Below are 20,444 nucleotides of genomic sequence, written 5' to 3'. Positions count from 1 at the left end.
CGTTTTTCGTCCTGAACGACCCTTTCATGACACTTGTCCCGGCGACGCGGAGCCAGGCGTCGGTAGCTTGGGTACATGCCAGTCTCCTCGGGGGTCAGGAAGCGGATCAGGGAGTTTCTCGATCCGGACGACGAGATCCATTACGTGTTCCCGGCCGACATCTTCGGCAGCGCCAATCCCTGCGTGTTCATCGCGGTGACCCGCAAGACGATCACGATCCTGTCCACGGGCCGGTTGAGCAGGAAGTCGCCGAAACGCGTCATCTCGACGACGCTGCGGAACCATCGGATCGGGCCGGTCGAAACGGCGACCACCCCGTGGTTCAAGTTCAACGGCATCGTCTACGAGATCGACGACGAGTACGTCTCGGTGGTCCACGCCGCCGACGCGGAGATCCTGCGAGATGTGGCAAAACCTGAAGATCCGCTGCCGGACCTCTAAGCTCCCCTGGGTGCGTCAGTTGACATACGACGGGGTGCCCATCCCCGGCTTGAACGACCTGGTCCGGACGGCCATCCGGCTGCACCCCGCGGCGGGCGAGCCCCGCCCCGACGAAAGCCACTTCGGCGGCCCGTTGCTCTGGCCGTCGGACGAGCCATGGCCGGAATGCCCGGTGACCTGGCCCCCCGACCCGGACGCGTCCGACGACGCGTGGCTGGGCGGGCATCCGCTCGACGAGCCGGTTCCGGCGATGGTCAGCGCGGCGCAGTTCTTCCGCGACGACTTTCCGGAGCTGCCCTTCCCGGAGGGCACCGACGTCCTGCAGATCCTGTTCTGCCCGCTGGAGCACAACAGCCCGTACCACCAGGGGCCCGCGGTCCGGCTTGTCTGGCGCGATTCCGGCGAGGTGGGGGACATCGCGGAGCCGCTGCCTGCTCCGGAGGACGCCAAAGCCTCCTACCTGCCGAAACCCTGCGTTTTCGAACCGTGCTCGATCGACGAACTGCCCCGGCTCTGCGACTTCCCGCCGGAGACCCGCGCCGCCCTCGGCATCCCCGAGGGCGCGGGCGCCGACCCGGAGGGCTGGCCCGAGCTGAACCAGTACTCGAAGATCGGCGGCTGGACGGCCTGGTACACCTCCGATCGTGCCGACCTGGGCTGCCGGGAGTGCGGCGCCGAACTGCGGCAGACGATCGCGCTGTCCACGGAGGAGCACGAGGTCGGCTGTGGGTGCGAGGTCGCCGAGGACGAACCGGCGGGCTGGTCGTTCTCCCGCCAGGAGGTGCTGAACATCTTCACCTGCCCCACCGACATCACGCATCCGGTCAAGGTCCGCATCGACTGACCCGGCTCAGACCGGCGGGAGCAAAGGTCCCCCGCTCCAATGCTGGAAGACCAGGTTCGTGTGCACCCGGGCGACCTCGTCGCGGGCGGTCAGTTCGTCGAGCACCAGCCGTTGCAGCTCGGTCGCCGAAGCGGTGGCGACGTGCGCGAGGAAGTCGTCCGGACCGGTCAGGTGGTAGACGGCGCGGACCTCGGGCAGGGCCAGCAGATGCTCGACGAACGAGTCGACCAGGTCCCGCCGGTGCGGGCGGACCTGGACGAACAGGAGCGCTTCGAGCGGGCGGCCGAGTTTGGCGGCGTCCACCTCGGCCCGCTGGCCGGTGATCACCCCGAGCTCGCGAAGCCGGTTGACGCGGTCGAGGCAGGTCGAAGGCGCGACGCCGATCTCGGCCGCCAGATCCTTGTTCGAGATCCGTGCGTCGTTCTGCAGGAGCCGCAGAATCCGGAGGTCCACCGTGCTCAGTTCGACAGAATCCGACATCTGCGAATGATATCCGAGGATATTGCGTTGTATCCGGAGAAAATCGCACCATCTGGAGTATGACCGCAACGCTGCGCACCCGAGCCGTCCACGCCGGCCGTGACGATCTCACGGACCTCGGCGTCCACGCCGCTCCGCTCGACCTGTCCACGACCTACCCGTCGCGGGACAGCGTCGAGGAGTCGGGCCGAATCGACGAATTCGCCAGTACGGGATCGCTGTCCGGGCTCCCGGTCTACGGGCGGCTGAGCAACCCGACGGTCGAGCGGTTCGAGAAGGCGCTGGCGGAGCTCGAAGGGTTCGAAGACGCCGTCGCGTTCGCGACCGGCATGGCCGCGGTGTCGGCCTCGCTGCTCGCCGCCGTCGCGCAGGGCAAGCGGCATGTCGTCGCCGTCCGGCCGGTCTACGGCTGCACCGACCACATGCTCACGTCCGGTCTGCTCGGCACCGAAGTGACCTGGGCCGATCCGGAAGACGTCGCCGCGGCGCTGCGCCCCGACACCGGGCTGGTGCTGCTCGAAACACCCGCGAACCCGACCCTGCGCGAGGTCGACATCGCCGGGATCGTGCGCGCCGCGGGCGAGGTCCCGGTGCTGGTCGACAACACCTTCGCGACTCCGGTGCTCCAGCGGCCCGGACGCCACGGAGCCCGGTTCGTCCTGCACAGCGCGACGAAGTTCCTCGGCGGTCACGGCGACGTCATGGGCGGCGTGGTCGCGTGCGGCGCCGAAGACGCCGGGATGCTGCGGCAGATCCGCTTCGCCACCGGCGGCGTGCTGCACCCGCTGGCCGGGTACATGCTGCTTCGCGGTCTTTCGACACTGCCGTTGCGCGTCAACGCCGCGTCCGCGACGGCCGCCGAACTCGTCGAGCGGCTGCGCGGTCACGCGAACGTGAGCGCCGTGCATTACCCGAGCGTCGGCGGCCCGCTGATCGCGTTCGAGGTCGACGGCGATCCGCACGCGCTCATCGGCGCGGTCCGGCTGATCACCCCGGCCGTCAGCCTCGGCAGCGTGGACTCGCTCATCCAGCATCCCGCGTCGATCAGCCACCGGATCGTCGCCGAGGAAGACCGGCGCGGCGCGGGCGTCACCGACCGGCTCATCCGCATGTCGGTGGGCTTGGAGGACGTAGAGGATCTGTGGCACGACCTGGATCAGGCGCTCAAGGCCTGCTGAGAGAGCACTGCGATCATGGTCACCGGGATGTCGACAAATCGCCCGGTCCGGTTAACCTGGCCGGGTGAAAGATCTGGTCTCGTCCTGGGTGGAATCTTCGGCTCGTAGCACGCTTTCCCGGCTGCACCAGCAGATCGGTGTGGCCGGGCTGACCGCGGCGGCGGCTCTTCCCGGGCTTTCGGCCGTCTTCGATCAGCACTCGGCGGCGGTGCGCGACATCCTCGCGGCCGGGGTCGAAGGTTCGGCGGCGGTCGCCGGGGTCGTGCTCCTCGCCGGCTACTCGCGCGGGCTGCTCGACGAGGCCAAGGCCAAGGGCTGGACGTTCCGTGCCCCGGCCGACCTGTCCGCCTGGGGCACCAGTGACTGGCTGACCGCTCGCCTGGTCGGCGTGTGTTCGCTGGCCGCCGCGATGGACGACCAGCGGACCCGGCCGACCGGGAACGGGTAGGGCGGCCGGACGCCCCACCCGCTCCCGTGGAAGGTCAGCGGTACTCCGGCGGAGGGGGCATTGACCCACCGGGGGGCCGCTGGCCGGGATCCTGGCGCGGGGGCACCTGACCCTGGCTGGGCGGGAACTGTTGCGGCTGACCCGTCATGTTCGGGTCGGCCGCGTGATGTCCGGCGGACACCGGCTGCTGCGTGACGGTCCGCTCGGTCGGCACATCGCCCGAACGACCGGCGTCCTCACGGCCGCGCTGGTAGGCCTCGGCCTGCGCCTTCGCGGCCGGGATCTCCGCCTCGGCCCGGCCGAGCCAGGTCTCCCAGCGCTGCTGCATCGGCTTGATCAGGCCGCCGCCGACACCGACGACGGCGATCCCGCCGACCGTGGCGAGCACGGTGATCAGCACCGGCAGCGTGACCGCGGTGGCCACGCCGATCTGATTCAACGCGGCGATCGCACCGAGGCCCCAGATGAACACCGAGGCGATGGTGGCGACCACCTTGCCGTAGGAGACGCCGCCGAGGGCGTTGCCCACCAGGTCCTTGACCGCCTTGGCGATCGCGCCGGCGATCACCACGATGACGATCGCGACGATGGCGCGCGGCAACCAGGCGACGATGTCGTTGAGCAGCGAGCTCACCGGGTTCGGGCCGAACACGCCGAACGCGAACTGCAGCGCGATCAGCAGGATGGCGTAGTAGACGATCTTGCTGATGATGTCCGACGCGTCGAATTGGCTCCGCGCGAGCATCTGTTTGAAGCCCCCGCGCTCCAGGAGCCGGTTGAACCCGACCTTCTCGAGCACCATGCTCACGGCCTTGGCGATCGCTTTGGCGATCAGCCAGCCGATGAACAGGATGACCAGGAACGCGAGCAGTTTCGGGACGAAGGTGGCGACCGAACTCCAGGCGCTGGACACGCCTTGACCGAAATCGACGGCCGCCAGTGCTGATGTGGCCACTGGACGTTCTCCCTTCCCACCACTGGAGCTTCCAGACTGGTGGGAAGGGGGTACCCGCCGAATGGCCCATCACACCTGGGGCCACCCGAACGAGTGGTCAGCTGCAGCAGCCGCCTCCGCAGCAACCGCCGCCTCCACCTGCGGGAACAGGGGCCGGACCGGACGCCGAGCCGGTCAGCGCGACGGTGGTCAGCAGCTTGACGGTGTCCTGGTGGCCGTCCGGGCACGGCGCGGGCGCGCCGGACTCGCTCATCGGCCGCAGCAGTTCGAAGGTCCCGGCGCATTCGCGGCAGCGGTAGGCGTAAGTCGGCATGTCCGGCATTATCCCATCTCCCTCCGGGCTTCGGGATGGCAAGCTGGCCGGGTGGAACTGCCTGTCGCGGCGCACGTGCCGCATCTCGGCCAAGTCGTCCCGTCCGTGCTCTCCGCCCTCGGCGCCGCGGGATTCGCCAACTCGCTGAGCCTTGCCGAGGCGTCCAGCGCCTGCGTCCTGCTCATCGACGGTCTCGGCTGGGAACTGCTGGCCGGACACGCCGCCGATGCACCCGTGCTCACGCAACTGGCGAAGTCGCCGCTGCGGGTCGGTTTCCCGGCGACGACGTCCGCCGGTCTCGGCGCCATCGGTACGGGGCTGGCCTCGGGCGAGCACGGCCTGGTCGGCTACAGCTTCGAGGTCCCGGGCGCCGGCGTCCTGAACGCGTTGCGCTGGACCAGTCATGTGGACGGCGGCGATCTCCGCGGTGCGCTGCCGCCGCGCGAGGTGCAACCCCTGCCGACGACGTTCGAACGCGCGGCGGCCGCCGGGATCAAGACGAGCGTGGTGTCTTCGGCGAAGTTCGCCGACACCGCGCTGACCCGCGCGACCCAGTCCGGCGCCCGCTATGTGGGCGTCCACGCGCTCGGCGACCTGGCCGCCTGCATCCTGCACTGCCTCGAAGCACGGCCGGCGTTCTGCTGGGGCTATCACAGCGAACTCGACATGCTGGGTCACATCTACGGACCGGGTTCGACGCCGTGGCGGATGCAGCTGCGGCACGTCGACAGGCTGGTCGAGTCCCTGGTGGACGGCCTGCCGCCCGGTGCGCTGCTCGCGGTCGTGGCCGACCACGGCATGGTGACCGTCGAGGGTGCGCTCGACATCGACGAGACCCCCGCGCTGCTCGACGGCGTCCGGGCCATCGGGGGCGAGGTCCGGGCACGGCACGTCTACAGCGAACCGGGGGCGGAGGCCGACGTCCTGGCGGCCTGGCGCGAGGTGATCGGCGACCGGGCGTGGACCCTCTCGCGCGACGAGGCTGTCGACGCGGGCTGGTTCGGGCCTGTCGCCGACCGGGTCCGGCCGCGCATCGGCGACGTGGTCGTGGCGGCGAAGGGACGGTTCGGGCTCGTACGGGAACTGGCCGAGGCCGTCGAGTCCTCCCTGGTCGGTCAGCACGGCTCGCTGACCCCGGCCGAACAACTCGTCCCCCTGGTCCTCGCGCGCGGCTGACGTCGCATTCAGGGGACTGAACGAGTTCGTGGTCCTGTCGCACCCCAGGCCAGGCGCCGTGTCCCGGGATCGGGGTGGGGCGAGCGACCTGGGGCGAGCGACCTGGGGCGAGCGACCCGGGGCGTTGGCGGGGTGAGGGGCAGGTGGCGTGTCGGTACAGGTGGTCGTGAGTGGCAAGTGTCGTTCTAACCCCACTTGCCACTCACGACCAGCTGTACCGACGCCCTCAAGACGAAACGCGTCAGGCCGGCTTCCGGGCCGAGAACCTGATGCTGCGCTTCGGGACGTGATCGACCTTGATGTCGGTGAACCCGGCGCCGGTGAGCCGGGGCCAGACCGAAACCGGGTCGAGCGTGTTCATCGTGTCGCCGATGTGGAGCAGCCGGAACGGGAAGCTCTCCAGGCTGTCGATCGCGCGCAGGACGCCGCCGGGGCGGAGCACCCGGAACGCCTCGGCGAAGATCGAGTCCTGCAGCGCCGCCGTCGGCACGTGGTGCAGCATCGTGAAACAGACGACCGCCGAGAACTCGCCGTCCTCGAAGGGCATCGCCGCGCCGTCGCCCTGGACGATCCGCACCCGGCCGTCGAACTCCCGTTTCAGGAGCTCCGCCGACGCCTCGTCGATCTCGACGGCGGTGAGCCGCGGGACGAGCCCGACGAGTGCCCGGGTGGTCGCGCCGAACCCCGGCCCGATCTCCAGCACGGAGTCGCCGAGGTCGAAGCCGGCGACGTTGCCCGGCATCTCGGCGGCGACGGCCTTCGCCCACAGCGCGGAACTGCAGAGTTTGCGGTGCACCAGGTTCATCGGCATGAATCCGAAGCTAACGGTGACCGGTAGGCGATAGGCTGCCAAGTGATGTCGAAAATCGGACTCCTTCCTCCGATGCCGACGGCGATGGTGCTCGGTGAGATGGATCTGCCCGCGGGCACCTGGCTCCCGTGGCACGAACACGACGGCCACCAGCTCGCCTGGGCGGCGCGGGGGATCCTGAGCGTGAACGTCGGCGAGCGGCACTGGGTGCTGCCGCCGACGCGGGCACTGTGGATCCCCGCCGGTGTCGTCCACCGGACCGGTGCCACCGCGCAGACCGTGCTGCGGGGGATCTACGCCGCTCAGGACCGGTGCCCGGTCCACTGGACCACCCCGACGCTCGTCGCCGTCCGGCCGCTGCTGCGGGAACTGCTGGAGCACCTCGGCGCGGCCGGCCTCGCCGACGAAGCGCGCCGCCGGGCCGAAGCCGTCGCCTTCGACCTGCTCGAATCCGTCGACGTCGTGCCGATCACCGTGCCGATGCCGTCCGACTGCAGGGCGCTGACCGTCGCGCGGGCGGTGATCGCCGTTCCGGCGGACCGCCGCGGCCTCGCGGACTTCGCGCACGACGCGGGCGCGAGCGAACGCACCCTCGCCCGGTTGTTCCTGACCGAGTGCCGGACGACGTTCGGTGCGTGGCGGGTCCAGGCCAGGCTCCGCGCGTCGCTGCCGCTGCTCGCCGAGGGCATGCCGCTGACAGCGGTCTCCCGCCGGATCGGCTACTCCTCGCCGAGCGCGTTCGTCTTCGCCTTCCGGAAGGCCGTCGGTGTGACCCCGGGCGCCTACTTCGGCGGCTGAACCAGGCCTCCGGTTACGGTTCCGGGGTGCCTCGACGTAACCGGCCCGAACGCGGTGGACGCCCCGACCTCGGCGCGTCGACAGGATGGGCGCGCTCCGAATCGGCAGGCGACGGCGAATGGCTGGTCCGGACGGTGCCCGGCGCACAGGCCACCAAGGACTACCGCTGTCCCGGCTGCGACCACGAGATCCGGCCCGGGACCCCGCATCTGGTCGTCTGGCCCGCCGACGACACCGGCGGGGTCGCAGACCGCCGCCATTGGCACAAGGCGTGCTGGGACGCGCGATCCCGGCGACGGCCAGGCCGCTGGTGACTCAGTGTTCTGTTCGAGGGGTAAGGCAAACGTGGCTTGCCGTTGAAAGTGTGCGCCGAATGTGGCATTGGGGGCACCCTGGGGTTCGGTGACTCGACGTCGTGTCCTGAAGGGCCCCTTCAAGACGTTCAACGTCTCGATGGGAACCTTCCCGGCGTGCGACGCGACGAAAGTCTCCTTCACCCCGACCGACAAGACACCTTGCCCTTCGGCCCGAATAAGTGATTCAGCGCCTCAGGTGCAGTGAAGGTTCGCCCTCGAAGTCCTCCTCCGTGTGGATCTTGAAACCGAGCCGCTCGGCGACCCGGACGGACGGTTCGTTGGACACCATGATGTTGGCGATCACCGGCACGTCGGGGATCTCCCGCTCCGCCCACTCGACGACGGCGGCCGCCATCTCCGTCGCATAGCCCTTGCCCCAGGTGAACGGCCAGAAGCGGTACGCGAGGTTCAGCACACGCTCGCCGTTCCATTCGTGATACCGGACGCCGCCGAAACCGAGGATCACCTCGGGTTCGTCCAAAGCGGACACCGTGAGATAGCCGAAACCGTGCTCGGCCCATTGCTTCATCCAGGCGTCGTAAAGCTCGTCCGAACCCTCGACGGTGTGCGGCACCGGGTTGAACTTGTTCGTATCGGGATCGGCCTGGAGCGCGACGATGTTCGCGCGATCCGCCTCGCGCAGCCTTCGCAGCAGCAGCCGCTCCGTCTTGATCTCTGTCAGCACGGATCTGACGGTAGCGCGGGGGTACGACAGAATTGTCGCCATGAAGGATTTCCCGCTGGTACTGCTGCACGCCTTCCCCGTCGACGCCCGCATGTGGGACGGGGTGCGAGCGCCTCTCGTCGAACGCCTGCGGCTGATCACCCCCGACCAGCGCGGTCTCGGCCGCAGCCCGCTGCCGGAAACCGACCGTGAGCCGGACTTGGACGACGCCGCTCGCGACGTCGTGGCGCTCCTGGACAGGCTCGGCCTGGACGAGGTCGTCCTCGGCGGCTGTTCGATGGGCGGCTATCTGACGATGGCCGTGCTGCGCCTCGCGCCGGAACGGGTGGGCGGGCTCGTTTTCATCGACACGAAGGCCACGGCCGACACTCCCGAAGCCGCGCAGGCCCGGCATGACGTCGCTGCCCGCGTCGAGGCGGAAGGCGCCGGATGGATGCCCGAAGCCGTCACATCCGGGCTGCTCGCCGAAAAAGCCTCGCCGGAAGCCGCCGAACGGCTTCGCGAACTGATCACGACGCAGCCCCCAGCGGGGATCGCGTGGGCGGCGCGCGCGATGGCGGCCCGGCCCGATTCGCTCGAAACGCTGCGCTCGGTGGACGTGCCGGCGCTGGTCGTGGTCGGCGAAGAGGACGGCCTGACCCCGTTGGAAGCGGCGAACACCCTGGTGGACGCGCTGCCGGACGCGACACTCGTCGTGCTGCCGGAAGCGGGACATCTGACGCCGCTGGAGGATCCGGCCGGAGTCGTCGAAGCGATCTTGGGCTGGTACCCCGCGTAAGAATCGGATTACCTCGCCCCTTTAAAGGTATAGCGGACCGGGGGACTTGCGGCAAGCCCCCATTCCCGGTCCACAATTCGTGCCTTCACGTTTTGCCGAAGGGGGATTCCCATGCGTGTACTCCTGTCCACTATCGGGACGAGGGGTGAGGTACAGCCGCTGGTGGCGCTGGCGGTGCGGTTGCGGGAACTCGGCCAGGAGGCCCGGCTCTGCGCGCCGCCGGATTTCCGTGACTGGGCCGAAGGTCTCGGGATCTCCTTCGTCCAGCTGGGACCGGAACTCCGGTCGACCGCGAAGCCGGATTCCGGGCTGACCAAGGCGATGGCCACGCCCGAGGGGCGGCGCAAGATGGCCGAGGCCATGGTCGTCGACCAGTTCGAGACGATGCCGGAGGCGGCCGATGGCTGCGACGCCGTCGTCGCGGGAATGGCCTTGAACATCGCCGCCCATTCGTTGGCCGAGCGAAAAGGGATTCCCTATTTCTTCACCGCATACTGCCCGATAACGCTGCCTTCTCCGCACCATCGTCCGCCCGTTTTCTCCGGGTGGGCGCCGAAGAATCCCGATGCCGACGTCCCGGCCCTGTGGGCCGACGACGCGGAACGGTGGAACGAGCAGTGGGGCGGCGTGCTCGACGCGCAGCGGAAACTGCTCGGCCTGCCGCCGGTCGGCGACGTCCGCGGGCACATCTTCACCGAGGCGCCGTGGCTGGCCGCCGATCCGGTGCTCGCGCCGTGGCGGGGACCGTCGGCGCTGGACGTGCACCAGACCGGCGCCTGGATCCTGCCGGACCAGAGCCCGCTGTCCCCGGAACTGGAGGCGTTCCTCGACGACGGGGAACCGCCGGTCTACTTCGGCTTCGGGAGCATCCGCGCGCCGGAGGAGATCGAGAAGGCGATGATCGACGCGGCGAGGGCGCACGGACGGCGGGCGATCGTGTTCCGCGGCTGGACCGAGCTGGCGCTGATCGACGACGAGCCTGACTGCCTCGCCATCGGGGACGTCAACCAGCAGGCGCTCTTCCCGCGCGTCGCGGCGGTCGTGCACCACGGCGGCGCCGGGACTACGACGGCTGCGACCCGGGCCGGGGCACCGCAGGTACTCGTCCCGCAGATGTTCGACCAGCCCTACTTCGCACAGCGTGTCCGCGACCTCGGAGTGGGGACCTCGATCACGGGGGAGCCGACGGCGGAGTCGTTGACGCACGCTTTGAGCGAGGTGCTGCGGCCTGACGTCGCTTCGCGCGCTGCTCACGTCGGCGGTGAGGTAAGGACGGACGGCGTCGATGTGGCGGCGCAACTCCTGATGGCGGCCGTCTGATGCCTCGTGAGTGGCAAGGATGGTTAGAGCCAACAGTGTCTTAGGTACCCACAGTCTGGCGGTTTCGCGTGATTGGAGGGGCAACACACGTGACTGGGTGGGCGACTCGCGATGAGACCCCAGAACGCGGCGTGTCGCCCGTCCAATCACGCGTGTCGCCCACCCAGTCACGCGAAGCACCGGCTCGGGCCCAGGTGGTCGTGAGTGGCGATTCGGGTTAGAACCGTCCTTGCCACTCACGAGGTGCGCGAGAAGTAGCGCGCCAGTGCGGCTTCCGCTTCCCCGAGTCGCTCCGGGAACCGCTGCGCGATCACGAACCGCCAGGGCACCTCGAACAACCGCCGCAACGCGATGAACGGCTCCAGCGACGAAGGCGCGACATCCGCTGGGTACGCCTCCAAGGTCGCGAGCCCTGCCTCCGCGTAGAGAACGCCGAGGTCCCAGCCGAGCGGTCCGCGCCAGGTGTCCTCGAAGTCGAGCCAGCACGGTCCGGCCGCCGTCGCGACGACGTTCCCCCGATGGGCGTCACCGTGCAGCGGCCGTGCCTCGTCGTCCGGAAGCGCCGCCGCCACCCGTTCGAGTTCTTCGTACAGCCGGGGAGCCGCGTCGCCCAGGAGGGAGTCGTTCCGGTCGAGCAGGGTCCGGAGCTCGCGGACCGGTCCGAGTTCGGGCAGTTCGCCGGGGTAGTCGGCGAGCGCGGCATGCACCCTGGCGAGTGAAGTCGCCACCTCTCGCGGCGACAGCGTGTGCCCCGGCTCGTGAGGCGTGTAATGCCAGAGAGTGACCGGGAGTCCGTCGGCGAAATGCGGTCCGGCCGGGGGATCCGTGGTGGGTGAGACGACGAGCACATCACGTTCCGTGAGGTACCTCGACAGCTCGACGTCGCGCGCGAGCCAGTCCTCAGGGGACGGCCGGGCGAAGCGCGTCGTGCCCGGTACCCGCGCCACCATCGGACCCAGTCTCACCAGCACGTTCGACTTGAAATGCAGGACCTCGGGAGCATCGGTCGGCAACCCGTACCGGTCACCGACAGCGATCGCCGCGGCCACTCCCGCCCGCGTGCGTTCGTCGGTCACGGCCCGATCTTGCCAGCCGGTGCGCGCGACTGTCGGTAGTGAGGGCTACGATCCCCACTAGCCGCCGAAATGGGTCCCCGACCCGGCCGACGGCAGAACATTGACCACCACAAGGTTTGAGTGTTGGAGGCAGGAGTGACGGCCGTAGCCCCCAAGCCGATCGCCACGCGCCCATACCCCGCGCGCGAGTCGGTTAAGGGTTCGTACCTGCTGCGGTTGTTCCGCACGACGGACCACAAGCAAATCGGCATCATGTACCTGGTCACGTCGTTCGCCTTCTTCATGGTGGGCGGCGCGATGGCGATGCTGATCCGCTCCGAGCTGGCGCGTCCCGGGCAGCAGTTCCTTTCGCAGGAGCAGTACAACCAGCTGTTCACGATGCACGGCACGATCATGCTGCTGCTGTACGCGACGCCGATCCTCTTCGGATTCGCGAACTTCGTGCTGCCGCTGCAGATCGGTTCGCCCGATGTGGCCTTCCCGCGGCTGAACGCGTTCTCGTACTGGCTGTACCTCTTCGGCGGCCTGATCGTGATGTCCGGCTTCCTGACCCCGGGTGGCGCCGCCGACTTCGGCTGGTTCGCCTACACCCCGCTGTCGGATGCCATCCACTCGCCCGGCGTCGGCGCCGACCTGTGGATCGCCGGTCTGGTCGTGTCGGGTCTCGGCACCATCCTCGGTGGCGTCAACATGATCACCACGGTGGTCTGCCTGCGCGCCCCCGGTATGACGATGTACCGGATGCCGATCTTCACCTGGAACATCCTGGTCACCAGCATCCTGATCCTGCTGGCGTTCCCGATCCTGACCGCGGCCCTGATGGGCCTGCTGGCGGACCGGCATCTCGGGGCGCATGTGTTCGACCCCGCGAACGGCGGCGTGATCCTCTGGCAACACCTCTTCTGGTTCTTCGGTCATCCAGAGGTCTATATCGTGGCCCTGCCGTTCTTCGGGATCGTGTCTGAGATCTTCCCGGTCTTCAGCCGCAAGCCGATCTTCGGTTACAAGGGCCTGGTCTGGGCGACGCTGGCGATCGCCGCGCTGTCGGTGGCCGTGTGGGCGCACCACATGTACGCGACCGGCGCCGTGCTGCTGCCGTTCTTCTCCTTCATGACGTTCCTGATCGCGGTCCCGACCGGCGTGAAGTTCTTCAACTGGATCGGCACGATGTGGAAGGGCCAGCTGTCCTTCGAGACGCCGATGATCTTCTCGATGGGCTTCATCGTCACGTTCCTCTTCGGCGGTCTGACCGGCATCATGCTGGCCGCGCCGGCGATCGACTTCCACGTGTCGGACAGCTACTTCGTCGTCGCGCACTTCCACTACGTGCTCTACGGCACGATCGTGTTCGCCACGTTCGCCGGGATCTACTTCTGGTTCCCGAAGATCACCGGCCGCATGATGGACGAGAAGCTCGGCAAGTGGCACTTCTGGACCACGTTCATCGGCTTCCACGCCACGTTCCTGGTGCAGCACTGGCTCGGCGCCGAAGGCATGCCGCGCCGGTACGCGGACTACCTGCAGTCCGACGGGTTCACCACGCTGAACACGATCTCCACGATCGGCGCGTACATCCTCGGTGCCTCGACGCTGCCGTTCATCTGGAACGTCTTCAAGAGCTACCGGTACGGCGAGATCGTCACGGTGGACGACCCGTGGGGCTACGGCAACTCGCTCGAATGGGCGACGTCCTGCCCGCCGCCGCGGCACAACTTCACCGAGCTGCCGCGGATCCGGTCCGAGCGGCCGGCGTTCGAACTGCACTACCCGCATATGGTCGAGCGCATCCACAAGGAGGGTGAGATCGGCTTCTTCGGGAAGCAGAAGGTCAACACCCACCGCGCGCCGTCCCAGGTGCTCACCGACGCGGCCATGCCGGGTGATCACTCGAAGGACAACTCCAGCGAGCAGTGACCCGATAAGCGGAAATGGCGCGTGCCCTGCCTCACACCGAGGCGAGGCACGCGCCTTTTTCATGGCTGGTTAAGGGAGACTGACCCCCGTGACGCAGACACCAGTTCTCATCACCACCACCGGTCCCGACAAGCCGGGTGTGTCCTCGGTCCTGTTCGCCGTGCTTTCCCGGCACGACGTCGACGTCCTCGATGTCGAGCAGGTGGTCATCCGTGGCCAGCTGGTACTCGGCGTACTCGCCGGCGTGTACCGCGACCCCGAGGGCCTGCAGGAGTACGTCGAGCAGGCGATGGCGTCGGTCGGCATGCAGGTCGAGGTGAAGATCGGTTCGGCCATCGGCGCGGACCCGTTCGCCATCGGCCAGAAGGATTCGACGCATGTCCTGCTGATGCTCGGCCGCCCGGTGACAGCGCGGGCGTTCTCCGACGTCGCGCGCCGCCTCGCCGCGCTGGACGTCAACATCGACTCGATCCGCAGTGTCGCCGACTACCCGGTGACCGGGCTGGAGCTGTACACCTCGCTCGCCCAGGACACCCCGGAAGCCGACGCCGCGCTGCGCACCGCGCTGGCGGACGCCGCCGTCGAGGCCGGGATCGACATCTCGGTCGAGCGGGCCGGGCTCGCCCGCCGCGCCAAGCGCCTGGTGGTCTTCGACGTCGATTCCACGCTCATCCAGGGCGAGGTCATCGAGATGCTCGGCGCGCACGCCGGCGTCGAACCGCAGGTCCGCGAGATCACCGAGGCCGCGATGCGCGGCGAGCTGAACTTCGGCGAGTCGCTGGAGCGCCGCGTCGCGCTGCTGGAAGGCCTGCCGGAGTCGGTGCTCGACGAGGTCGCCGCGTCGATCGAGCTCACCCCGGGCGCGCGCACGACCATCCGCACCCTGAAGCGGATGGGTTTCCGCTGTGGGGTCGTTTCGGGCGGATTCACCAAGATCATCCAGTCCCTCGTGGACGACCTCGGCCTCGATTTCGCCGCCGCGAACGAGCTCGAAGTGGTCGACGGCAAGCTCACCGGCCGGGTGGTCGGGGAGATCGTCGACCGCGCGGGTAAGGCGAAGGCGCTTCGCCGCTTCGCCGAGGAGTACGAGATCTCGCTGCAGCAGTGCGTCGCGGTCGGTGACGGCGCGAACGACATCGACATGCTGTCGGTCGCGGGGATGGGCGTCGCCTTCAACGCGAAGCCCGCGCTGCGCGAGGTCGCCGACACCGCGCTTTCGCACCCGTACCTCGACGCCGTGCTGTTCCTGCTCGGCGTCACCAGGTCCGAAATCGAGGCCGCGGACGCCGCCGACGGTCTCGAGTACTCCCGGCCATGAGTGTGCTGGAGCCGCTGGCCGCGCGCTACGCGTACTGGCTGGGACTGCCCGCCGAGGACACGGTGGACACCTCCGACGAGGATCCCGCCGAGGTCCGAGCCATGCCGGTGATCCTGCGGATGGAACGTGCCGAACCGCCGTCTCGGACAGCTTTGCTGGAGGCGGCCGCGGCGGCCGCTGTCGCGGTCTGCCTCGACGAACGCGCCGAGCCCGAGGGCGAATGGCACGAGCCGCTCACGGCGTGGGTCGACGGCCGGATCCGCAAGGTCGCCCGGCGTGCGCGGGGCGCGCATTGGCAGGCGGTCCAGGAGCTGCCGGGCATCACGATCGAGGTCGACGGCGCCGAGGCGCGGGCCTTGCTCCCCGGCCTCGTCGTCGAGACGCCGAAAGAGGTCTCGCGACTCCAGATCTCCGGGAGCGAACTCCCGGCCGACGAGCCGGGGCCCGCGCCGGACGGGCTCCCGCGGTTGCTGCTGAACCCCGAGGTCTCGATGACCGTCGGCAAGGGGGCGGCCCAGGTCGGGCACGCGACGATGATCCTGGCTTCGCTGCTGGACGAGGCCGAACGGGCGGCCTGGGCCGAGACCGGTTTCCGGTGCTCGGTGCGGACCCCGCCGGTCGCGACCTGGAAGGCGCTGTGCCCGGTCGAGGATCCCGAGGGCTCATGGCGCCGTGACGGCGTCGTCGCGGTCCGGGACGCCGGGTTCACCGAAGTCGATCCCGGAACCGTCACGGTGCTAGCCCAAAGGGCTTAACCTCCTATACTCCCCGTATGGGTGACCGGCTGATCGCCGGGCGCTACCGCTTGGAGGAGCGGATCGGCGCCGGGGGCATGGGCGTGGTCTGGCGTGCCACCGATCAGGACCTCGGGCGGGTCGTCGCCCTCAAACGCTCGCAGGCCGGGGACAGCGGCCAGATCCGGCGCGAGGCGCGGATCGGCGCGGGCCTGCACCATCCGAACGTGGTCACCGTATTCGACGCCGTGCTCGACGAGGACGACCGCTGGCTCGTCATGGAGTACCTGCCCTCGCGCAGTCTCGCCGACATCATCGACGCCGAAGGGCCGCTTTCGCCCGGCAAGGTGGCGAAGATCGGTGTCCAGCTCGCCGGGGCGCTCGCGGCGATGCACGAGAAGGGCATGGTCCACCGCGACCTCAAACCGGGCAACGTCCTGGTGGCCGAGGACGGCACCGCCAAACTCACCGACCTCGGCATCGCGCAATGGGCGGAGGTGACCCGCACCGGCGGCGGTCTCGACGTCGGGACTCCCGGCTACGTCGCGCCCGAGATGGCCGAAGGGCAGCAGGCGGGCGCCGCGGCGGACGTGTTCTCGCTCGGCGCGACGTTGTTCGCCGCCGTCGAGGGCACCTCGGTGTGGGGTGACGCGAGCGTCGGACCGTTCGTGCAGCTCCGGCGGGCGACGTCGTACACCCTGGAGCCGATCCGCCGGTCGGGACCGCTGGCGCCGGTGCTGACCGAGCTGCTGCGGCGCAAACCCGCGGGACGGCCGGACGCCGTCCGCGCCGCCGAGCTGCTGTCCGAAGTCGCGGACGTCGGCGTTCTCGCGCGCTCACGACGTTTCCGCGCGACAGGGCGCGCCGTCGTGATCGGAGCCGTCGCGGCGGCGGCGCTGGTGCTGGCCGGTGGCCTGGTCTACGTCATGAAAGAACCGGCGCCGGTGGCCGCTGCCACGTCCCCGGCCGATTCGGTCGGAGATCCGCGGACGGCGGATCCCTGCGCGCTGGTGGACCCGGCCGTGCTGAAGCGGTTCGGGACCCCTGAACTGGACACCGCCGACGGGAACTTCAACGCCTGCAGCGTCATGCTGCGCCTGAGCCCGGACGAGGAGGACATCGTCGACGTCCGGCTCGAACTGACGATTCCCGGCTCGCCGATGCTGGTGAAACCGGCGCCGGGGCAGTTGACCGTGCGCGAGCTGCCGAGCGACACCGAAGACAAGTGCCAGCGGGCCATCGAGCTGCCGGACGGCAACCAGATCTGGGTGCACGCGCGGCACATCAAGAACTGGCACGCCCACCTGTGCGACTACGTCGATCCGGTGGCCTCGAACGCGGTCGCGGTGCTGAACCGGGAGCCGATCAAGCGGCGACCCGCGCCCTTCGCCGCCGGGACGCTCGGGAGCCTCGACGCCTGCGCGCTGGGCGGGGACCTGCCGCAGGCCATCGTGGGCGGCCCTGCGACGCCGGATCCGGTGTTCGGGAACTGGGAGTGCTACTGGAACCATCGCGAGACCGAGGTGACTGTCCGGTTCGAACGGGAGTGGGCGCCGTTCGAAGACGACGGCAGGCGCGTCGCTCTCGGATCGCGGGAAGCCTTCGTCGAAGTCTCGGCCGAGTGGAAGGCTTGCCAGGCCGAGATCCCGCACCGGACCTTCACCGGCGACGGGCGTGCCATGATCGAGACGGTGGAGATCTACGTTTCGGACAAGGTCAAGCCGCCGCAGGAGATGTGCCCGGCCGCGGAACGGCTGGCCGCCGGGATCGCCCCCAGGCTGCCGTCACTTCGATAAGGGGAAGAACCGTGTCTTTGGAAGTCCAGCGCGACGGCGAACACCGCTTCATCGGCCGCAACGAACGCGGCGCGGAGGTCGTGATCGGCCGCAAGGGCGCCGAGGGTGCCTTCTCGCCCGCCGAACTGCTTCAGATCGCGGCGGCGGGCTGCTCGGCCGTCACCGCGGAGAACCTCATCACGCGCCGGATCGGGGAGGACTCGAAGTTCCGGGTCGGCGTGACCGCGGACAGGCGCGAAGGCGCTTCGGAGCTCGACGCCGTTCATGTGGCCTTCGACGTCGATGTGTCTTCGCTGGGGGCTGAGGACCGGGAGGCGCTCGCGACGGCGGTGGACCGCGCCATCGAGCGGCTGTGCACGGTGAGCCGGACGCTGAAGAAGGGCATCCCGGTCACGGAGAGCTTCCCGGCCGAGTAGGCCCCCGGATGTTATGAAGGGGACTTTCATGGCAAATTTTGCCATGAAAGTCCCCTTCATAACACTTTTAGTGCTTAGCGGCGTGGCCTTCGGAGCTCCAGACCACGTAAGCCTCGTCGGCGTCGGTGGTCATGGCCTCGATGAACTTCTCGTTGTCGAAGCCGGGCAGCGTCTGCAGCCGCTCGATCAGCGCGTCGGCGGCCGGGTCGCCGCTGGGGATCGCGGTTCCCTTGCCGTCGGAGCCGGCGAGCATGAAGAAGACGTCTTCCTTCCACGGGCCTTCAGGGATCACTCTGACCACCACCGCGGACAGCTCGGACCACGTGACGGCTTCCTCGCTTCCGTCCGCGAGCTGGCGCCGCACCCCGGTGTCATCGACGCTGACTGTCCGGGATTGTGCGTTGGGCGACTCGTGGGACAACCGGTTCTCCCTGTCTTCGGCGTTCCGTTAACGGTACTCGGCCGTGTTCCAGGCCACTCAGGCCGGGGCGGCGGCGTCGAGGCGGCGCAGCGCGTCGCGGGCGACCTTCGGGTCCATGGTCGGCCAGAACGGCGGCAGCGAGGCGCGCAGGAAACCGCCGTAGCGGGCCGTGGCCAGCCGCGAATCCAGGATCGCGACGACGCCGCGGTCGGTGACCGAGCGGTGCAGCCGTCCGGTGCCCTGGGCGAGCAGCAGCGCGGCGTGTGTGGCCGCGACGGTGAGGAAACCGTTGCCGCCCCTGGCTTCCACTGCTCGCTGCCGCGCCGACGACACCGGGTCGTCCGGGCGGGGGAACGGGATCCTGTCCACCACCACGAGCTGGAGCGACGGGCCGGGCACGTCGACGCCCTGCCACAGCGACAGCGTGCCGAACAGGCAGGTGCGCGCGTCTTCGGAGAACTTCTGCACCAGCAGGCCGGTGGAATCGTCGCCCTGGCAGAGGATCGGCAGGTCGAGCCGCTCCCGCATCTCCTCGGTGGCCTGCTTCGCCGCGCGCATCGAGGAGAACAGGCCGAGCGTGCGCCCGCCCGCGGCCTCGATCAGCTCGGCCAGCTCGTCCATGGTCGAGGGCTGCAACCCGTCCCGCCCCGGCGGCGGCAGATGCTTGGCCAGGTAGAGGATGCCGTTGCGTTTGTGGTCGAACGGGGAGCCGACGTCGAGCCCGGTCCACTTCGGGCCTTCGGCGTCGTCAGTGTCTGCCGGGGCGGCCTTGTCCGTCGCCGTGCCCGGCGACTTCTCGACCCTGGCCCCGCCGGGCGGGAGACCCCACTGCCGGGCCATGGTGTCGAACGTGCCGCCCAAGGTCAGCGTCGCCGACGTGAGGACGGTCGTGTGCTGGTTGAAGACACGCTCCCGCAGCAGGCCCGCGACGCCCAGCGGAGCGACCTTCAGCGCGGGCGGACGCGGGTTCGTGGAGAAGCGGTCCCCGGTCAGCCAGACGACGTCGCGCTGATGCGCCTTGTCGTCGTCGAAGGCTTCGAGCAACCGGACAGCGGTGTCGTGGACCTCTTCGAGCAGCGACCGCGCCAGTTTGCGGGCCGTGGCCTCGTCGACGTCTTCCTTCCGGTCCTTGCCGAGGGAGGTGAGGCAGCGGTGCGCGGCGTCGCGGACCGCGGGGATCGCGCCGGTGAGGGCCTGCGGCAACGAGTCCATGCGGCCCGACGGCATGTCGTCGAGGATCAGGGCAAGCCCGTCACTGGCCTCGAGCAGCTGATCGGCCACTTCGTCATCGACGAGTTTCCCGCAGCGCCGGGCGGCGGCGGAGACCATGCCGCTGGTCAGCTCGCCCGTCGCCACGGAGGTCACGCGATCGACGAGGTCGTGCGCCTCGTCGATGATCACCAGGTCGTGGTCGGGGAGCACCTGGTAGCCCTGCAGCGCGTCGATCGCCAGCAGCGCGTGGTTGGTGACCACGACGTCGGCCTTGCCCGCCTCGGCGCGGGACCGTTCCGCGAAGCAGTCGGTGCCGATGGGGCAGCGTGAGGCGCCCAGGCATTCCCTGGCCGTGACGGACACCTGGCGCCACGCCTGATCCGAGACACCGGGGACCAGCTCGTCCCGGTCGCCTGTCTCGGTGTCGGACGACCATTCCCGCAGCCGGGTGACCTCCTTGCCCAGCCGGGAGACGGCGAACGGGTCGAACAGCTGCTGATCCTCCGGCTCGTCCGGGGCGCCGGAATCGAGTCGGTGGAGGCAGAGGTAGTTACGGCGGCCCTTGAGGATCGCGAAGGTGGGCTCGCGGCCCAGAGGCTTCTTGAGCGCCTTCGCCAGCCGGGGAAGGTCCCTGTCGACCAGCTGGCGCTGCAGCGCGATGGTGGCCGTGGAGACCACGACCGTGGCCTCCTTCTCGACCGCGTGCCGGATCGCGGGAACGAGGTAGGCCAACGACTTCCCGGTACCGGTGCCCGCCTGCACGGCGAGGTGCTCGCCGGTGCGGATGGCGCGGCCGACGGCGTCCGCCATCTGGACCTGGCCCTCGCGCTCGGCACCGCCCACGGACTCGACCGCGTGGGTCAGGAGTTCGAGGACACCGGGGAAATCAGCACGGGAGGGCACGGGACAAGACGATAGCCGGGGGCACCGTCAAGATCGTCCGCCCCGTGCGATGAAGGGGCCTTTCATAGCAA

At 69.3% G+C, this 20,444-nt stretch carries 22 protein-coding genes; 14 read left to right on the top strand and 8 right to left on the bottom strand.

Features of this window, described 5'->3' with window-relative positions; translation table 11 throughout:
- The first annotated feature begins 75 nt into the window (after positions 1 to 75).
- Positions 76 to 441 (top strand): hypothetical protein, encoded by a 366-nt coding sequence (locus ACFOSH_RS32605; protein ID WP_378243492.1) that lies wholly within the window; start codon positions 76 to 78, stop codon positions 439 to 441.
- Between the two features lie 10 nt (positions 442 to 451).
- On the top strand, positions 452 to 1,285 hold the full coding sequence (locus ACFOSH_RS32600) for a hypothetical protein (protein ID WP_378243490.1): 834 nt from the start codon (positions 452 to 454) through the stop codon (positions 1,283 to 1,285).
- A 6-nt stretch (positions 1,286 to 1,291) separates the two neighbouring features.
- On the opposite strand, the gene ACFOSH_RS32595 is transcribed toward ACFOSH_RS32600, so the two are convergent.
- The gene (locus tag ACFOSH_RS32595; protein WP_378243488.1) at positions 1,292 to 1,765 is read right to left on the bottom strand and encodes an Lrp/AsnC family transcriptional regulator; all 474 of its coding nucleotides are present in this window, start codon (positions 1,763 to 1,765) and stop codon (positions 1,292 to 1,294) included.
- Between the two features lie 59 nt (positions 1,766 to 1,824).
- Here ACFOSH_RS32595 and ACFOSH_RS32590 point away from each other — a divergent pair, with 59 nt between their 5' ends.
- Positions 1,825 to 2,943, top strand: coding sequence for a trans-sulfuration enzyme family protein (locus ACFOSH_RS32590; protein WP_378243486.1), 1,119 nt, complete (start codon positions 1,825 to 1,827; stop codon positions 2,941 to 2,943).
- A 64-nt stretch (positions 2,944 to 3,007) separates the two neighbouring features.
- Entirely contained in the window at positions 3,008 to 3,391 is a 384-nt protein-coding gene (locus ACFOSH_RS32585) for a DUF6401 family natural product biosynthesis protein (protein ID WP_378243484.1), read from the top strand.
- Between the two features lie 34 nt (positions 3,392 to 3,425).
- Here the strand turns inward: ACFOSH_RS32585 and ACFOSH_RS32580 are convergent, their stop codons facing one another.
- Together ACFOSH_RS32580 and ACFOSH_RS32575 are read right to left on the bottom strand one after the other, a co-directional pair.
- Complete coding sequence (locus ACFOSH_RS32580; RefSeq protein ID WP_378243482.1) at positions 3,426 to 4,346, bottom strand: mechanosensitive ion channel family protein; 921 nt, start codon at positions 4,344 to 4,346, stop codon at positions 3,426 to 3,428.
- A 97-nt stretch (positions 4,347 to 4,443) separates the two neighbouring features.
- Positions 4,444 to 4,659, bottom strand: a complete 216-nt coding sequence (locus tag ACFOSH_RS32575; protein ID WP_378243480.1) for an FmdB family zinc ribbon protein — start codon at positions 4,657 to 4,659, stop codon at positions 4,444 to 4,446.
- A gap of 51 nt (positions 4,660 to 4,710) precedes the next feature.
- On the opposite strand from ACFOSH_RS32575, the gene ACFOSH_RS32570 reads away from it, so the two are divergent.
- On the top strand, positions 4,711 to 5,835 hold the full coding sequence (locus ACFOSH_RS32570) for an alkaline phosphatase family protein (RefSeq protein ID WP_378243478.1): 1,125 nt from the start codon (positions 4,711 to 4,713) through the stop codon (positions 5,833 to 5,835).
- A 241-nt stretch (positions 5,836 to 6,076) separates the two neighbouring features.
- On the opposite strand, the gene ACFOSH_RS32565 is transcribed toward ACFOSH_RS32570, so the two are convergent.
- On the bottom strand, positions 6,077 to 6,640 hold the full coding sequence (locus tag ACFOSH_RS32565; protein WP_378243593.1) for a class I SAM-dependent methyltransferase: 564 nt from the start codon (positions 6,638 to 6,640) through the stop codon (positions 6,077 to 6,079).
- Between the two features lie 51 nt (positions 6,641 to 6,691).
- Here ACFOSH_RS32565 and ACFOSH_RS32560 point away from each other — a divergent pair, with 51 nt between their 5' ends.
- Both ACFOSH_RS32560 and ACFOSH_RS32555 read left to right on the top strand, forming a co-directional pair.
- Complete coding sequence (locus tag ACFOSH_RS32560) at positions 6,692 to 7,444, top strand: AraC family transcriptional regulator (RefSeq protein ID WP_378243476.1); 753 nt, start codon at positions 6,692 to 6,694, stop codon at positions 7,442 to 7,444.
- A gap of 26 nt (positions 7,445 to 7,470) precedes the next feature.
- Positions 7,471 to 7,758 carry a hypothetical protein gene (locus ACFOSH_RS32555; protein WP_378243474.1) on the top strand — a complete coding sequence of 96 codons (288 nt, stop codon included), beginning with the start codon at positions 7,471 to 7,473 and terminating at the stop codon, positions 7,756 to 7,758.
- Positions 7,759 to 7,984: 226 nt separating this feature from the next.
- On the opposite strand, the gene ACFOSH_RS32550 is transcribed toward ACFOSH_RS32555, so the two are convergent.
- Positions 7,985 to 8,485, bottom strand: a complete 501-nt coding sequence (locus tag ACFOSH_RS32550) for a GNAT family N-acetyltransferase (protein WP_378243472.1) — start codon at positions 8,483 to 8,485, stop codon at positions 7,985 to 7,987.
- A gap of 40 nt (positions 8,486 to 8,525) precedes the next feature.
- Here ACFOSH_RS32550 and ACFOSH_RS32545 point away from each other — a divergent pair, with 40 nt between their 5' ends.
- Entirely contained in the window at positions 8,526 to 9,263 is a 738-nt protein-coding gene (locus ACFOSH_RS32545; RefSeq protein WP_378243470.1) for an alpha/beta fold hydrolase, read from the top strand.
- A 111-nt stretch (positions 9,264 to 9,374) separates the two neighbouring features.
- Positions 9,375 to 10,583, top strand: a complete 1,209-nt coding sequence (locus ACFOSH_RS32540) for a glycosyltransferase (protein ID WP_378243468.1) — start codon at positions 9,375 to 9,377, stop codon at positions 10,581 to 10,583.
- Positions 10,584 to 10,819: 236 nt separating this feature from the next.
- On the opposite strand, the gene ACFOSH_RS32535 is transcribed toward ACFOSH_RS32540, so the two are convergent.
- A complete protein-coding gene (locus tag ACFOSH_RS32535) occupies positions 10,820 to 11,659 on the bottom strand; it encodes a phosphotransferase (RefSeq protein ID WP_378243466.1) in 840 nt (279 codons plus the stop codon).
- Between the two features lie 135 nt (positions 11,660 to 11,794).
- Between ACFOSH_RS32535 and ctaD the strand changes: the two genes are divergently transcribed.
- The 5 genes from ctaD (at position 11,795) to ACFOSH_RS32510 (ending at position 17,837) form a co-directional block, all read left to right on the top strand.
- Complete coding sequence (ctaD, locus tag ACFOSH_RS32530; RefSeq protein WP_378243464.1) at positions 11,795 to 13,573, top strand: aa3-type cytochrome oxidase subunit I; 1,779 nt, start codon at positions 11,795 to 11,797, stop codon at positions 13,571 to 13,573.
- A gap of 88 nt (positions 13,574 to 13,661) precedes the next feature.
- Positions 13,662 to 14,891 carry a phosphoserine phosphatase SerB gene (serB, locus tag ACFOSH_RS32525; protein ID WP_378243462.1) on the top strand — a complete coding sequence of 410 codons (1,230 nt, stop codon included), beginning with the start codon at positions 13,662 to 13,664 and terminating at the stop codon, positions 14,889 to 14,891.
- Positions 14,888 to 15,646 (top strand): peptidyl-tRNA hydrolase, encoded by a 759-nt coding sequence (locus tag ACFOSH_RS32520; RefSeq protein WP_378243460.1) that lies wholly within the window; start codon positions 14,888 to 14,890, stop codon positions 15,644 to 15,646. Before serB ends, ACFOSH_RS32520 begins: the two co-directional genes overlap by 4 nt.
- 17 nt (positions 15,647 to 15,663) lie before the next feature.
- Positions 15,664 to 17,421 (top strand): serine/threonine-protein kinase, encoded by a 1,758-nt coding sequence (locus ACFOSH_RS32515; RefSeq protein ID WP_378243458.1) that lies wholly within the window; start codon positions 15,664 to 15,666, stop codon positions 17,419 to 17,421.
- 11 nt (positions 17,422 to 17,432) lie between these two features.
- Positions 17,433 to 17,837, top strand: coding sequence for an OsmC family protein (locus ACFOSH_RS32510; protein ID WP_378243456.1), 405 nt, complete (start codon positions 17,433 to 17,435; stop codon positions 17,835 to 17,837).
- Positions 17,838 to 17,904: 67 nt separating this feature from the next.
- On the opposite strand, the gene ACFOSH_RS32505 is transcribed toward ACFOSH_RS32510, so the two are convergent.
- Together ACFOSH_RS32505 and ACFOSH_RS32500 are read right to left on the bottom strand one after the other, a co-directional pair.
- Positions 17,905 to 18,258 carry a hypothetical protein gene (locus ACFOSH_RS32505; RefSeq protein ID WP_378243454.1) on the bottom strand — a complete coding sequence of 118 codons (354 nt, stop codon included), beginning with the start codon at positions 18,256 to 18,258 and terminating at the stop codon, positions 17,905 to 17,907.
- Between the two features lie 57 nt (positions 18,259 to 18,315).
- Entirely contained in the window at positions 18,316 to 20,373 is a 2,058-nt protein-coding gene (locus ACFOSH_RS32500) for an ATP-dependent DNA helicase (RefSeq protein ID WP_378243452.1), read from the bottom strand.
- Between the last annotated feature and the right edge of the window lie 71 nt (positions 20,374 to 20,444).

It is taken from the genome of Amycolatopsis speibonae (assembly GCF_042647925.1).
In the GTDB taxonomy this organism is placed as follows: domain Bacteria; phylum Actinomycetota; class Actinomycetes; order Mycobacteriales; family Pseudonocardiaceae; genus Amycolatopsis; species Amycolatopsis speibonae.
This window is presented reverse-complemented; position numbering and strand designations above follow the sequence as displayed.

Bases quoted from the DNA above. Each gene is read 5' to 3' on its own strand.
- ACFOSH_RS32595 (WP_378243488.1), bottom strand. From the start codon at position 1,765: ATGTCGGATTCTGTCGAACTGAGCACGGTGGACCTCCGGATTCTGCGG.
- ACFOSH_RS32565 (WP_378243593.1), bottom strand. From the start codon at position 6,640: ATGAACCTGGTGCACCGCAAACTCTGCAGTTCCGCGCTGTGGGCGAAG.
- ACFOSH_RS32605 (WP_378243492.1), top strand. From the start codon at position 76: ATGCCAGTCTCCTCGGGGGTCAGGAAGCGGATCAGGGAGTTTCTCGAT.
- ACFOSH_RS32520 (WP_378243460.1), top strand. From the start codon at position 14,888: ATGAGTGTGCTGGAGCCGCTGGCCGCGCGCTACGCGTACTGGCTGGGA.
- ACFOSH_RS32590 (WP_378243486.1), top strand. From the start codon at position 1,825: ATGACCGCAACGCTGCGCACCCGAGCCGTCCACGCCGGCCGTGACGAT.
- ACFOSH_RS32560 (WP_378243476.1), top strand. From the start codon at position 6,692: ATGTCGAAAATCGGACTCCTTCCTCCGATGCCGACGGCGATGGTGCTC.
- ACFOSH_RS32515 (WP_378243458.1), top strand. From the start codon at position 15,664: ATGGGTGACCGGCTGATCGCCGGGCGCTACCGCTTGGAGGAGCGGATC.
- ACFOSH_RS32575 (WP_378243480.1), bottom strand. From the start codon at position 4,659: ATGCCGACTTACGCCTACCGCTGCCGCGAATGCGCCGGGACCTTCGAA.
- ACFOSH_RS32545 (WP_378243470.1), top strand. From the start codon at position 8,526: ATGAAGGATTTCCCGCTGGTACTGCTGCACGCCTTCCCCGTCGACGCC.
- ACFOSH_RS32540 (WP_378243468.1), top strand. From the start codon at position 9,375: ATGCGTGTACTCCTGTCCACTATCGGGACGAGGGGTGAGGTACAGCCG.